The 15,066-nt window shown below is 64.0% G+C and carries 7 protein-coding genes; 4 read left to right on the plus strand and 3 right to left on the minus strand.

The features are described from left to right. Positions 1 to 916: 916 nt before the first annotated feature. Positions 917 to 1,201 carry a hypothetical protein gene (locus tag AC1DYX_RS17510; protein WP_477261057.1) on the minus strand — a complete coding sequence of 95 codons (285 nt, stop codon included), beginning with the start codon at positions 1,199 to 1,201 and terminating at the stop codon, positions 917 to 919. A 216-nt stretch (positions 1,202 to 1,417) separates the two neighbouring features. Beyond that, the gene (locus tag AC1DYX_RS17515; RefSeq protein WP_477261059.1) at positions 1,418 to 7,564 is read right to left on the minus strand and encodes an AAA family ATPase; all 6,147 of its coding nucleotides are present in this window, start codon (positions 7,562 to 7,564) and stop codon (positions 1,418 to 1,420) included. Between the two features lie 230 nt (positions 7,565 to 7,794). Here AC1DYX_RS17515 and AC1DYX_RS17520 point away from each other — a divergent pair, with 230 nt between their 5' ends. The 4 genes from AC1DYX_RS17520 to AC1DYX_RS17535 are packed head-to-tail and all read left to right on the plus strand — an operon-like array spanning position 7,795 to position 14,412. After that, positions 7,795 to 9,552, plus strand: coding sequence for a DUF1302 domain-containing protein (locus AC1DYX_RS17520; RefSeq protein ID WP_477261061.1), 1,758 nt, complete (start codon positions 7,795 to 7,797; stop codon positions 9,550 to 9,552). A gap of 11 nt (positions 9,553 to 9,563) precedes the next feature. Beyond that, positions 9,564 to 10,931, plus strand: coding sequence for a DUF1329 domain-containing protein (locus AC1DYX_RS17525; RefSeq protein ID WP_477261063.1), 1,368 nt, complete (start codon positions 9,564 to 9,566; stop codon positions 10,929 to 10,931). Between the two features lie 44 nt (positions 10,932 to 10,975). Next, positions 10,976 to 12,037, plus strand: a complete 1,062-nt coding sequence (locus AC1DYX_RS17530) for a WD40/YVTN/BNR-like repeat-containing protein (protein ID WP_477261065.1) — start codon at positions 10,976 to 10,978, stop codon at positions 12,035 to 12,037. Next, on the plus strand, positions 12,034 to 14,412 hold the full coding sequence (locus AC1DYX_RS17535) for an efflux RND transporter permease subunit (protein WP_477261067.1): 2,379 nt from the start codon (positions 12,034 to 12,036) through the stop codon (positions 14,410 to 14,412). Before AC1DYX_RS17530 ends, AC1DYX_RS17535 begins: the two co-directional genes overlap by 4 nt. A gap of 65 nt (positions 14,413 to 14,477) precedes the next feature. On the opposite strand, the gene AC1DYX_RS17540 is transcribed toward AC1DYX_RS17535, so the two are convergent. Further along, on the minus strand, positions 14,478 to 14,762 hold the full coding sequence (locus AC1DYX_RS17540) for a hypothetical protein (RefSeq protein WP_477261069.1): 285 nt from the start codon (positions 14,760 to 14,762) through the stop codon (positions 14,478 to 14,480). Between the last annotated feature and the right edge of the window lie 304 nt (positions 14,763 to 15,066).

Below are 15,066 nucleotides of genomic sequence, written 5' to 3' on the forward strand. Positions count from 1 at the left end.
CCGCAATTGACGTGAAACTAAGGACGCAACATTTAAATCCCTATAATTTAAATGAGATAAAACCAACCCACGCAACACTGACGGAAGCTGCACAAAAGGCATTCTCATCTCCAAAAAATCGTTAATATTTCCACCGACTTATGTTTTATTCGATTTACCTAAAATATACTGACCAACAATACCCCGGTGGCGTGCCGCCAAATGGACCGAGAGACATCAATATTTTCCATGCTCCAAGCATGCATTCCCATTGAAAATCGGATAGTGGCTTGCATGAAAAGAGCTTATAAGCGACGAACCCGGCTTATCCAGATGACGTTGGTACTATACATTAGTTCCATTGGATAAAAACTATCCAATGTTTGCAAATTGAACCACCATCGCGTCTGGCGGGTGCGACACAATCCACCCAAGTTAAGGCGCCTCAGCAGTTCTTCTGAGTAATGTTCTTGTGCGGTTTTCGTCCAGGGGTTTGCGGCTTCGAATGGTTTTCACGATGCCGATAGGTCCGCCCGCCGATCTGATTGAATCGCAGCCCGTTTGAAGGAGCCAGACTCAAGTGCTGACCTAATCAGGCAGCGGTTAGTGTTAGTATTATTTCATCGAAACCCGAAGTACAAGAAGAGGATTCTGCCTCTCAACTTGAGTTCCTTTCTTCACAAGTTCAGGATTCAAACCTTCAACTCGATCTCAGTGAGTTATGGATGATGTATGGACGATCCAGCGGACCTCAGTCTTGATTTCCGGGATTGGTTGGAAGGAGCGTCTTACCAATCAGGTCATGGATGGCAGAATTTGTGCAACCAAGCTCTCTTGGAAGACCCTGAAGTCGGTAAGTATGGCCTACGCGGCTTTCCATGGAATGCAAAAGTTACATGGACCTGACTGGCCCCAGAGTCAAATTTGTCTACCTCACTCAACGGCGGCGACGCGGTCGCCCGGCATAAGAGCGCGCAAAACCATCGAGGACTTGCACCGGCAGCATTTTCGTCATGCCGTGCAGAATGAGGGGCACGAGCACGAACTCATCGACTGCGCCGAACATGGGCACGACGAAATTCAGCGGCTCGACAGCGAGCAGTGCCAATCCAGCCAGTCCGGGCAATAGCCACCCGGGACGTTGCTCATGCCGGATGGCGAACCACAGCAGGCGCAGGTCCTGACCGGCGACCATGCGCCACAATGCAAAGATGCGTTTCATTGCACTCTCCTCCGTGCGCTGGACGTTTCCTTGCCCCCTAAATGGGTCGGACGGGCCTGAACTCAATAGCGAACTGAAAAATTCAGATGCGCCATGCCACCGGTAAAACATACTTGCTCGCTTTACGGCCACGCGTCCACGCGCGCCGAGCGGTGTTCTTGGAGCCTATCCCAGTACGGTGCCCACGCCGCCAGGTCGCGCCTACCGAGACAGGCTCTAGGTCGAGGCGTCTCGTTGCAGATATCCTTCCACCAGGCGCAACACGGCCTTGGACTGGTAGCCCTTGGCCAGCGCAATCAACCGGTCGGCAAAGGGGCGATAGCGTTCGTCCATGCTGGCCAGCCGGCCAGCCTGCGCCATGATTTCCTGCATGTTGCCCAGTCTGGCCAGCCGATACAGCACGTCCATTTCTTCAGCTGGCGGAGCCACCATGGCACTTGCTTCCGCTGGCGCTTGCGCGGCCCGATACGCCCATTCCAGGCCCAGCAGCCGCCCCATCCGGTCCAGCAGCTTGTCCGCATCGAGCGGCTTGGGAAGAAACGCATTCATCCCGGCTGCCAGGCATTGTTCGCTGTCACTGGTCGACACGCTGGCCGAGACCGCAATGATCGGTACCTCCCGACAGAGGCCCGACTGGCGCAACAGCCGGGTGGCGGCCTGCCCGTCCAGCTCCGGCATGGCGACATCCATCAGGATCAGGTCAGGCCGCAGACGCTGGGCCATCTCCACCCCTTCGCGGCCGTTGCTCGCCTCGCTCACCGCGAAGCCGAGCGGCGTGAGCAAATCGAGCACCATGGCCCTGTTTTCGGCGATATCGTCCACCACCAGCACCTTCTTGCGCGGTCCCGCATAGCCGATCACGTCCCGGACGGAAACAGTGGTCGCCGGCGCCTCTGTTGCCCTGTCCACTGGCTGCGCCCGAATCTCGACGTAGAATGTGCTGCCCTGCCCCGGCCGGCTTTCGACCCGGATATCGCCGCCCATCAGACGCACATACTGGCGGCTGATGGTCAGGCCCAGCCCGGTACCGGCTGCGCGGTGCTGGCGGTCGCCGGCTTGCTCGAAAGGTTCGAAGATGGTCTTCAGCTGATCGGCGGCAATGCCGACGCCGCTATCGGCCACCTCGAAGCGCCAACGGTCGGGGAGCGCAAAGCGTACCCGCAGCGTCACGTATCCCCGCTCGGTAAACTTGATGGCATTGGACAACAGGTTGAGCAAGACCTGGCGCACCCGTTTCTCGTCGGCCCGGAACCAGAGCGGCAAGCCAGGGTCGAGGTCACACACCAGCTCCAATCCTTTTTGCGCCGCCCTCACGCCCGCGATGTCGAGGAGGTCTTGCACGAAGGACGCAAGAGAGATGTCGTCCGGGTACAGTTCCATCTTGCCGGCTTCGATCTTGGCCAGGTCCAGGATGTCGTTGATGAGCGTGAGCAAATGTTCGCCACTCTTGCGGATCACCCGCGCCGCATGAGGGACATCCAGCGCCGGGCTATGCTCCAGGAGCTGGGCATAGCCGAGGATGCCGTTGAGTGGGGTGCGTAATTCATGGCTCATGTTAGCCAGGAAAATGCTCTTGGCGCGGTTGGCCGCTTCCGCCGCCTGGCGCGCCTGCTGTTCGGCCTCTGCCCGCTTGCGTTCGGTCAAGTCCAGCACAAAAGCCACGCCTTGATCCTGTGAATTGTCAAAGAGGGTGGCGCCGATCAGGACCGGGACGCGGCTGCCATCCTTACGGATGTATTCCTTTTCATAATTGCTGACTGCCCCGGTGGTGCGCACATCCGTTGCTTTTTCCTCGTGGAGCTGCCAATACTCCGGCGGGGTCATGCGGCCCCAATTCACTTCACCGGCCAGCAATTCCTGCCGGGAGTAACCGACCATCTCGAGAAACGCATCGTTGGCATCGAGGATATGGCCGCCAAAATCCCAGAAGAAAATGCCAATGATATTGGACTCGACCAGGCGCCGGATGCGGTTATGGCTGTCGCGCACGTCGGCATACAGGCGGGCATTGTCGAGCGAGATGGCGGCCTGGGATGCCAGCAACTCCAGCACCTGGACCCGGTCCGGGGGAAACGCGTGGCTGGTCAGCCGGTTTTCCAGGTACAGGAGGCCCACCAGCGCTGCCTGGCGCAGCACCGGCAGGCACAACACGGACTGCGGCGGCTGGTGCGCGAAGTATGGGTCGGCGGCGAAAGTGTGCGCTTCGGTAGCGTCCATCAGCAACACCGGTTCCCGGCTGCGCCGCACATATTGAAGCAGGGTCAGGGGTAATTGTGCAGCCGACGGCGGTTGCTGGGCGTGCCGGCGCACCTGCACCGCCTGCTGGTCGACGTGGGCCTCGGCTGCCAGCACCAGTTCGTCGCTCCGCGCCAGCAGCAGGCATCCGCTTTGCGCGCCGGCGCTTTCAAGCACGAGGCGCAGGAGGGTGTCGATCAGATCGTCGAGCTCGATCTGGCCGGAAATGGCTTGCGATGCCTTGGCCACCGACATCAGGTCGAGCCGGGCCTCGGCGTCGAGCGGGGCAGCCGCCGCACCCGCGCTGCGCGCGCGCTGCGACGAGTACTGCGCTTCAAGCTGCTTCACCTTACCGTCCGCACCCCAGCGCGCATAGCAGGCGCGCGCCTGATCCAGATGGGCGTTGCCGGAGGTTGGAAGACCACGTGCCAGATAGAAGCGGGCGGCGAGTTCGTGGGCGATGGCTTCATGCTGCACGAAACCGTTGTCTCGGGCCGATGCGATCGCCTGCTCGTACAAGCGCTCGGCATCGACCTCGCGCCCATCGAGCCGGGCGAGCTCGGCGCCGACCAGGGCAGCGCAGCCGGCGAAGTTCTCCGGGCAGCTCGCCGCCCACTGCTGCAATTGTGCGTGGGACGCCGCCACGGCCTGCCGGTGCGACGGCCGCTCGGCCTTGGAAGCCGGCCCCCAGCAAGCGGCATGCGCGAGTGCCGTGAAATAGCGGTACTCGACAAAATCGAAGTTCCGCTGCACCTGCCACTCGACGACTTGCACCTTTGCCGCCGCCGCCAGGGCGCCGGCCGGGTCGCCGGCGAAATAGCGCGCCTGCAGCGTGCGGAGCCAGTGGCGACAGGCGGCATATGACAGGTTCGGATTCGCTTCCACCTGCCGCACGTACGCGCCCTCGTCAAAGTCAGGACCGGCGAAGGAGCCGAACACCGGTGTCAATCCGCGCAGCATGAGGATCAGCCGGAGCAGTCCGTTGCCGACGACAGTCATGATGCCGTAGCGTGCCCGGCGGGTAAAGTCGAGTGCGGCCTCGGCTTCTTGCTGCAATTCGGCGAGCGGCGCCCCGCTGGCGAACAGCGTGGCGACAATATGATAGTGGCCCGCCGTCGCATAATTGGTATCGCCGGCGCGCAGCGCCGCGTCGACGCCAAGGCGGAAGTAGTTGACACAGTCGCGCAGGTGTCTCCGCCAAAAATTCGCGGTTACGCCGAAAATGATATAAACGCGGGCCTTGAGGCGCGCCACCTGATCCCGCTCCACGAGCGCCACGCCGAGCTTGCCGAAACGGAACGCAGACTGGTAATCGCCGAAACACGGTCCGAGCACCGCGCCCAACATGGTATAAGCCGCGCACGACGCCTCCCCGTTGCCGTACTCCAGGCTCAGGTTGACCATCCGCAGCGCGACGAGGCAGGCCAGGTTGCGGTCGGTGTAAGCGGCGGGAACATAGGCTTCATTCAGGACATTCATGGTTGCGGCGGCGATGGGGTCCGTCATCGGCGGCAGGGCCAGGAAGTCCTCGATCGGGCGCTCACCGATCCGCTCCAGCAAACTTTCGTATTCGCGCCTGACCTCTTCCTCGACCGGATGGGCCGACCACGCGATGCCGACGCGGCGCAGATAGCCGATGGTCACCTCGATGACGCGTTCGGGCTGGCCAAGTGTAATGAAGATTTGCAGCCGCAGGCTGGCGACGGCCGCCAGGTCGACGAGATCGGTGGCGCGTCGCACCAGTCCGGCCAGGCGCGCCTCGGCTTGCGCTGGATCACCGGTCAGGAATTCGCACTCGGCGCTGGCCAGTCCGATCGCAAAGCTCAGCGGGTAGCGCCGTTCCCAGCAGTCCGGCGGCAGCAGCGACGTGGCGGCGGCGAGGTAGGACAGGGCCGACGCGTAGGCGGCCCCTTCCTTGGCGCGCTGGCCGGCCAGCAGGTTCAGTTCGGCGATCCGCTCGCGCTCCTCCCGGGACTCGATCCCTTCGCTGCCGCGATTGAACTGGCCAACCACTTCGAAGATCCGCTCCGCGACCGCCTCGGCGCCCAGGCGGTCGACCAGGAGGCGGCCAATGGCGAGGTGCATGGGCGCGCGCACCGCAGCGGGAAGCAGCGCATAAGCCGCTTCCTGGACCCGGTCATGCAGGAAGGTATAGCTATCCTCCTGGCGGCACACCAATCCGGCCTGTTCGGCGGCCTGCAACCAGGTGTGCACGGTGTCGGTGGGTTGCTCCAGAACGAGGCCGAGCGTGGCGGCGTCGGCGACGTTGCCCAGGCAGGCGAACCGGGCCAGGACCGCCTGTGTCTGCTGGGGCAGGCGGGCAAGCTTGGCCACCATCAGGTCTGCGATATTGTCGGTAAACCCCTTGGCCTGGATGCGCGGCAGGTTCCAGCGCCAGCCTCCGTGGCCGGCATCGAACTGCAGCAGTTTTTCCTCGGCCAGGGTGACCAGGAACTGGCGCGTGAAGAAGGGATTGCCGCCGGTCTTGTCCCACACCAGCTGCGCCAGCGGTTCCGCCGCGGCCGGTGGGCAATGCAGCGCTTCGGCAGCGAGTCGAGCGACATCTTCCAGCACCAGCGAGGCGAGCGCGATGCTTTCTGTCGCGCCACCCGCCTGACGGATCGCTTCCAGGCCACATATCAGCGGATGGCTGCCCTCGACTTCATTATCGCGGTAAGCGCCGACCAGCAACAGGTAATGCACGTCGGGATCGGTGGCCAGATCGACCAGGAGGGCCAGCGTTCCCGCATCCACCCATTGCAGGTCGTCGAGGAACAGCACCAAAGGGTGTTCTTCCGTAGCGAACACGCCAAGGAAACGCCGGAACACCAGTTGGAAGCGGCTTTGCGCCTGCTGCGGCGGCAGCTCGGGCACGGGAGGCTGCGGCCCGATGATGAGATCGAGCCGGGGGATCAGGCGCACCAGGAGCTGGGCGTTCGTTTCCAGCGCTTCGTGCAGCGCCTGTCGCCATTGTCCGACGTCCGCCTCGCTTTCGCCCAGGAGCTGGCGCACCAGGCCGTCGAATGCCTGGGCCAGGGTGGCGTAGGGGATGTCGCGCTGGTATTGGTCGAACTTGCCGGCCAGGAAGTAGCCACCCCTGGCCACGACAGGTTGGTGCAGAGTCTGAATCAGGGCCGATTTGCCGACGCCCGAATACCCGACCACGGTGACCATCCGAGAAGCGCCCGTCGTGGCCACCGCCTCGAATGCGGCCAGCAGCGCCGCTGTTTCCCGCTCGCGGCCATACAGCTTGGGCGGGAGCTGGAACCGGTCGGCCAGATCACGCGTGCCCAGCGCGAACGGTGCAATCGCCCCGGTTTCGTGCCAGCAGGCCAGGCACTGCTCAAGGTCGGCCTCCAGCCCGGTGGCACTCTGGTAGCGCTCTTCCGGCGTCTTGGCCAACAGCTTGAGAACGAGATCCGAGACAACCTGCGGCAGGTCCGGCGCCAGTCCGTTCGGCGGAACCGGCGTGCGGGCGAGGTGGCAATGCACCCATTCCAGCGGGTCGTCCGCCTCGAACGGCAACAAGCCGGTCAGCAACCGATACAGCAGGACGCCCAGCGAATAAAAATCGGTGCGGTGGTCGGCCTGCCGGTTCATGCGCCCGGTCTGCTCGGGCGACACATAAGCCCAGTCGCAGACGGCCGCTATAGGGGGGAAGGTACTCCCCTTGTGCGCTCTCGCCTGGCTCAGGTCTGCGAGTTTGAGCTGCACCTGGTCGCGGCCATGGGCCAGCAAAAGATTGGCGGGCCGGAGATCGCGATGCACGATGCCACCCGCATGGAGTGCCACCAGGGCGCGCGCCGCCTGCAGGGCCAGGGTCAGCACCTCCGGCAGAGAAAGAGGTGGCCCCCGCGTCAGCACGGTATCCAGACCCTCGCCGGCAAACGGCTCCAGAACCAGGGCCGGGTGCGGCCCTTCCTCGATCAGGGCCAGCGGGTGGATGATTTCGGGGGCATTGACGGATTGCAACAAGGCATATTCCCGCCGCAAGCTCTCGATCGCGTTCTCCTGTGCGGGCAGCTTGAGCAGCGCGTCCCCTCCGGCGGGAAATTCCCGGGCAAGGTGCAGCGTGCCGCCGGCGGTGACGGCGATCTGTTCGAATACCTCATAGTTGCCCACCTTCATCCGACTGCCCGTTCTCAAGAGCTCCTGACCAGCGGCGGCGTGGTTCCCCGATGCATCCTGTGGCGGCATCGCCGCACAGTAATAAAGCATCCTTTACATTAACGGAATTTCGACTAACCTCCCGAACATAAGGTTGACGGTCTTTGAGCCCGCACGCTGATCAAAGAAATAATAGCCGGCTCACCTGTCAAAGACAAAATACCGCAAACACGACTTCGGAGGAGCATCGTATGAACTCCATGGACGCTGTCGGAAAGCGGGAGTCTTGCCTTTGCCCAAACCGTGCCCGTCTGGCGCTTGTCGCTATCGTGACGTCGTTGGGGACGATGACGGTCGGCTGGGCCGGCGAGATCGCCACCGGCAATCCAGACCTGACCATCCGTTGGGACAATACCCTGAAATACAGCAACGCCTGGAGGATCCACAACCCCTCTTCGATCCTCACGGCCAATCGCAATCTTAACGACGGCAATGCCAACTTCCACCGGGGGATGATTTCCAATCGCCTCGATCTGCTCTCCGAATTCGACCTCACCTACAAACAGATGGGCATGCGGCTGAGTGCCGCAGCCTGGTACGACGACATCTACAACAAAAGAAACGACCATCCCAACGACGGCACGGCCAACCAGTTGTCCGTGCCATACAACAGCTTCACGGACCCGACGCGGACCATTCATGGCCGCAAGGCGGAACTGCTCGACGCCTTTGTTTTCAGCAAGTTCGACCTTGACGACAAGCCGACCACGGTGCGGGTCGGCCGGCACGCGCAGATCTGGGGCGAATCACTGTTCTTCGGCAACAACGCCATTGCCGGCGGCATGATGCCGGTCGATGCCGTCAAGCTGTCGTCGGTTCCCAACACCCTGTTCAAGGAAGCCATCCGGCCGGTGCAAATGTTGTCCGGCCAGGTACAGCTGAAACCTGATGTCAGTGTGGCGGCCTATTACCAGTTGCGCTGGCAGGCCAGCCGTCTGCCGGCGGTGGGTAGCTATTTCTCCCAGGCCGATACTTCCCCGGCGGGCGCCGAACAGATCCTGCTTGGTCTACCGACCGTGGCCAGCGGGGGGCCATACTTGCAGGACAACGTGCCGCGCGTCGAAGACGAGAACGCCAGGAACTCCGGCCAGGGGGGCATCAGGCTCACCATCCGGCACGGGGAGACCGACTACGGGCTCTATGCCATCCGCTTTCACAGCAAGAGTCCGCAGGTGGTGACCAACCTGGGCCTGAGGCCGGTGACCGGTGACTTCCCGGGGGCGGGTTGCGTCGTGCCGGGATCGGTGCAGACCGGGCCTGCCAGCTGCGGCTTGCGCGGCCCGGTTTCCTACCAGCTGGTCTATCACGAGGGCATCACGGCCTACGGCGCCAGTGCCAGCCGTACCTTCGACAATGTGTCCCTGGCGGCGGAAGCCTCGATTCGCCGCAACCAGAACCTGGCCAGCACCGGGGTGGTCGATACCAGCGCCGTAGGCGGCAGTGCCACCGACAACAGCAGCCATCCCGCCTACGCCACGGGACGCACCGCGCATGTGAACGTGGCCGTCCTCTGGAGCGTGCCGCCCACGGCCCTGTTCAGGGAAGCCAACTACAGCGGAGAAATCATCTGGAACCGCGTGCTCAAGGTGGAGAAGAACCCCTCGGCGGTAACCCCCAGGGCGACGCGCGATGCGTTTGCGCTGCGGCAAGTGTTCGAGCCGGTGTTCCGCCAGATTGTACCCGGCCTCGACCTGTCCGTTCCCGTCGGCCTGGGTTATGCGCCCAAAGGCTCGCGTTCCATGGCGCTCGGCCCGATCATACCGGAAGGCGGCGGCGACCTCAGTATCGGCCTGAGCGGCACCTATCTCGCTACCTGGGGCCTGAGCCTGTCCTACACCCATTATTACGGGAGGGAACAGCCCGTCACGGACGCCAGCGGCAGACTCACCTACGGACAAGCCCTGAAGGACCGTGACTTCCTGGCGTTCTCCATTCGCCGAACGTTCTGAGGAGATGAACGATGCCCTCCAAGCTGCAAGCCGGTCTGAGAGCCGTCCTCGTCACGGTGGCCGCAGCCGCGGCCACCGCCTTCGCCGCCGTCTCCCCCGAGGAGGCGGCGCACCTCAAGACCGACCTGACCCCCTTCGGCGCCGAGAAAGCCGGCAACCAGGCCGGCACGATCCCGGCCTGGACCGGCGGCTATACCACGCCCCTGCAGAACTACAAGGACGGCGGCCGACGCCCCGACCCGTTCGCGAACGAGAAGCCCTTGTTCACCGTCAGCGCACGGAACATGGCGCAGTACGCCGACCAGTTGAGCGAGGGCGTCAAGGCGCTCATGAAGAAGTATCCGGACTTCCGCATCGACGTCTATCCGACCCACCGCACGGCAGCGGCCCCGCAGTGGGTCTACGACAACACTTTCAAGAACGCCACCCGCGCCAGGATTGTGGAAGGCGGCGCCGGACCGCAGCCGGACGGCGCCTACGGCGGCACGCCCTTCCCCATTCCCAAGAACGGTGTCGAAGCTATCTACAACCATGAGCTGCGCTGGTCGCCACCCGCGGCGAAGCTGGAGAAGGTCCGCGGCTATCTCGTGACCTCCGACGGCCGCCGGGTCTTGATACGGGAAGGCACCTACGATTACCAGTGGCCGTATTACATGAAGGATGGCGAGGGCGAATACACGGGCGTATACTGGCTCGCGCGCGGCATCTACACCGGCCCGCCGGTGCGCGCCGGCGAGAGCATCGCGGCACGCTTCAATCGCGACGAATCCAGATCCAACCTCTGGTCGTACCTGCCCGGCCAGCGCCGCGCGCGCAAGGTACCCAACCCATGTTGCGACACGGCTACGCCATCCTCGGGCGGCCTCGCCAACCTCGACGAGGCATGGGTCTTCTCCGCCCGCACGGACCGTTTCGACTGGAAGCTGGTGGGCAAGAAGGAGATGTACATCCCCTACAACAGCAACCGCACCCTGGTTCCGACCCGGGACACGGACGTGTTGGGCGAGCACTTCCTCAACCCCGACCACGTGCGCTGGGAACTGCACCGCGTCTGGGTCGTGGAGGCCACCCTCAAGCCAGGGCGGCGCCATACCTCGCCGAGAAGCCGCTATTACCTCGACGAGGACACCTGGATCGCGGTCCTGGCTGACCGCTGGGACGCCAATGGCCAGCTGGCGCGGATGCCGATCGCCATTCCCGTAGCCGTGCCGGACTTGCCGGGACAAATATCCCTGTACTGGGGCATCTACGACTTGATCTCCGGTACCCTGTTCATGGACTTCATGATGAACCAGAGCCCGAGCCAGATCAAGCTGATCGCGCCCTTGCCGGACGGGGGCTTCACGCCGGACTGGCTGATCGGCCAAGGCCTCCGCTGAGCCAGGTCTGCCGCAGCGATGGCCTGGCCGGCGCTAAAAGTGCGATGAAGCCCTTGCAACGGCTTTGCCGGGCGGCGGCGGCCATGCTGGTGCCGGCAGCCTGTTGCGGCGCCGCCCCTGTCGCCGACCCGCTCGAGCGGCCGGCGATGATCTCCAGGCGCGCCGATGCCGCCTTCCTGCTCGACATTGCGCGAGCCGGCAAGCGGCTGGTGGCGGTCGGCGAGCGGGGCACGGTGCTGCTTTCCGACGACGACGGCAGAAGCTGGCGCCAGGCAAGGCAGGTTCCGGTAGCGGTGACTCTCACCCGGGTGGCGTTTCCGTCCGCAAATTCTGGCTGGGCCGTGGGACATGCCGGCGTCGTGCTGGCCAGCGATGACGGCGGCGAGACCTGGAGTCGGCGCCTCGACGGCCGCAACGCCGCCACCGCTGCCCTCGACGCGGCGCAGCAGGCGTTCGCACGCGAGCCAAACCCAGCCAACAAGCACGCGCTGCAGGAGGCCGAGCGTCTGGTCGCCGATGGTCCCGACAAGCCCTTCCTCGACTTGCATTTCACAACACCGCAGCGCGGCTTCGTCGTCGGCGCCTACGGCATCATCTTCCGCACCGAGGACGGCGGCAGGACCTGGCAGCCCTGGATGCCTCACCTGGACAATCCCAAGGGCTACCACCTCAACGCCATCGCTGCCGTCGACGAGGTGCTCTACATCGCCGGCGAACATGGCCTGGTGCTGCGCTCGACCGACGGCGGCGAGCATTTCTCCACCCTCAAGCTGCCCTACGAAGGCAGCTTCTTCACCGTCGCACCGGACAACAGCAAGGTCGTGGTCGGCGGGCTGCGCGGCAATGCTTTCGTCAGCGCAGACCAGGGCAAGTCCTGGAAACGGCTCGACGTCGCCGTGCCGGTCAGCCTGGCACATGTCGCGCCGTTGTCCGGAGGCGGCCTGCTCTTCACCAATCAGGCCGGGCAAGCGCTGCGGGGCAGCGGCGAGAGGGTGCGGCCGTTGCGCTTGCCGCCGCTTCCGCCCCTGACGGCGGCGGTCGAGGCGGCGGATGGTGCCATCGTCGCCGCCACCTATCGCGGCCCACGGCGCCTGCCTCCGCCATGAACACCCACGACGGCATGTCGGATCAGGAAGTGGTCGGCAACCTCGCCGATTTCGACGTCAATTCCGGATCCCGCACCGAACGCATCCTCTTCAACAACCGGCTGGTCATCCTGTCCGTTTGCCTGCTGGTGACCCTGGCCATGGCCTTCCTGGCGACCAGGCTGCGCCTGAACGCCAGCTTCGAGGAGATGATCCCGACCGGCCACCCCTACATTGCCAACTACCTTGCGCACAAGCGCGATCTTGCCGGCCTCGGCAACGCGCTGCGCATCGCCGTCGAGAACACGCAGGGGGACATCTACGATACCGACTACCTGGCAATGCTCCAGAAGCTGAACGACGCACTCTACCTGCTACCCGGCGTGGATCGCGCCCAGCTGAAATCGCTGTGGACGCCTTCCACCCGCTGGATCGGCGTCACCGAAGAAGGCCTGGAAGGCGGGCCGGTCATTCCCCAGGACTACGCCGGCACGCCGGAGGATCTGGTTCAGCTGCGTCGCAACATGGAACGTTCGGGCGAGATCGGTCAGCTCGTCGCATTCGACGGCAGGTCCAGCATCATCCTGGTACCGCTGCTGGCCGCCTATCCTGATGGCACGCCACTCGACTACGCCAGGGTCAATGCAGGCGTGGAAGCGCTGCGCGATCGCTTCCAGAGTGACCGGGTACGCATTCACGTCACCGGCTTCGTCAAGGTGGTCGGCGAATTGATCGCCGGCGTGCGCGCGATCATGCTGTTTTTCGCCGCCGCCGTGCTGCTTGCCGCCGTCGCTCTCTTCGTCTACACGCGCTGCGTACGCAGCACCCTCCTGGTGGTCGCCTGCTCCCTGGCCGCCGTGATCTGGCAGCTCGGCCTGCTCACCCTGTTCGGGTACGAACTCGACCCCTATTCGGTGCTGGTGCCCTTCCTCGTCTTCGCGATCGGCATGAGCCACGGGGCGCAGAAGATGAACGGGATCATGCAGGACATTGGGCGCGGCACCCATCGCGTCGTCGCTGCCCGCCATACTTTCCGCCGCCTGTTCCTCGCCGGCCTGACGGCGCTGCTATGCGATGCCGTCGGCTTCGCCGTGCTGACCATCATCCAGATCCGGGCGATACAGCACCTTGCCGTCATCGCCAGCGTTGGCGTTGCCGTGCTGATATTCACCAATCTGATCCTGCTGCCCATCCTGCTATCCTTCGTCGGGGTCAGCCCGGCCGCGGCGCGACGCAGCCTGCGCACGGAAATCGCCGAGCAGACAGGCGCGAGGAGTAACCCGTTGTGGCTCTTCCTTGGCCAGTTCACGCAGCGCACCTGGGCGCTCGGCGCACTGTGCGCCGCCGCGCTGCTCGGGGCCGGCGGTTATATTGTCGGCAGCGATCTCAAGATTGGCGATCTCGATCCAGGGGCGCCGGAACTGCGTCCCGATTCCACCTATAACCGTGACGTGGCCTTCCTCGGCAGCCATTACGGCGCGAGCAGCGATGTCTTCGCCGTGATGGTGACGACGCCGGAAGGCGCCTGCGCGGCCTACGACACGCTGATGCGGATCGACGCGCTGGAGCAGGAGGTGCTGCAGCTGGGCGGCGTCGATTCCACCCATAGCCTGGCGCAGTTCAACCGCCGCGTCATCGTCGGCCTCAATGAGGGCGATCCGCGCTGGTCGGATCTGCTGCACAACCAGGATATGCTGAACGCGACCACCGCCCGCGCACCGCGCGGCCTCGACAACGACACGTGCAGCCTGCAGACGGTGTACATCTACCTGACCGACCACAAGGCCGACACCCTGGCCCGCGTCGTGGCAAAGGTCGAAACCTTCGCCGCCGCCAATAATTCCGACCAGGCACGCTTCCTCCTCGCAGCCGGCAACGCCGGCATCGAAGCGGCGACCAACAGCGTCGTCAAGGAGGCCAGCCGCGACATGCTGTACTGGATCTACGGCGCCGTCGTCCTGCTGTGCCTCGTCGCTTTCCGCTCCTGGCGGGCGGTTGCCTGCGCCGTCCTGCCGCTCATCCTGACTTCGGTGTTGTGCGAGGCGCTGATGGTCCGATTGGGCATCGGCGTCAAGGTCGGCACGTTGCCGGTGATCGCGCTCGGTGTCGGCATCGGCGTCGATTACGCCCTCTACGTCATGAGCATCATGCTGGCCGAGCTGCGCCGGGGGGCATCAGTGTCGGGAGCCTACCACAGGGCACTGCTGTTTACGGGCAAGGTCGTGATACTGACCTCAGTGACGCTGGCGGTCGGCGTCGCCACTTGGTCTTTCTCGCCGATCAAGTTCCAGGCCGACATGGGCATCCTGCTCGCCTTCATGTTTGTCTGGAACATGCTGGGCGCCCTCGTCCTGCTCCCGGCCCTGGCTTGCTTCCTGCTGCAGCCCAAGCAATAGGCAATACGTGTGTGTCCTGTTCGGGCAGCGCGACCCGTCGTCGTAGCGCAGATGCGCCGCCTCACTCAACGGCGGCCACGCGGGCGCCCCGCGTAAGCGCGCGCAAAACCCTCGACGACCTGGACCGGCAACATTTTCATCATGCCATGCAGAATGAGGGGCATGAGCACGAGCTCATCGACCACGCCGAACACCGGCACGGCGAAATTCAGCGGCTCGACAGCGAGCAGTGCCAGTCCAGCCAGTCCGGGCAACAGCCACCCGGGACGTTGTTCATGCCGGATGGCGAACCACAGCAGGCGCAGATCCTGGCCGGCGACCATGCGCCACAATGCAAAGAGACGTTTCATCGCGCTCTCCTCCGTAGCTATGAGCGGTTCCCTGCCCCCTAAATGGGTCGTCCAGGCCTGAACTCAATAGCGCACTGAAGAAAGTCGCCGTACGCAGACGCGCCGGGCCGCCGGCGTAGCGTCGCCGGGCCCTTTACGACCCGGCACTCACCTCTACGGCTTATCCGGGACCGGCATTTGGCCTACAATACCGGGATGACCCACATTTCGCTCGTCCTGCCGTTCGCCCTCCCCGCTCCCGAATTCGCCCCCGACCTGACCCGCGCCCTGCAGGCGCCGGCGCTGGCCGCGCTGTTGTCAAGAT

This window comes from Massilia sp. P2_C2 (assembly GCF_056404615.1).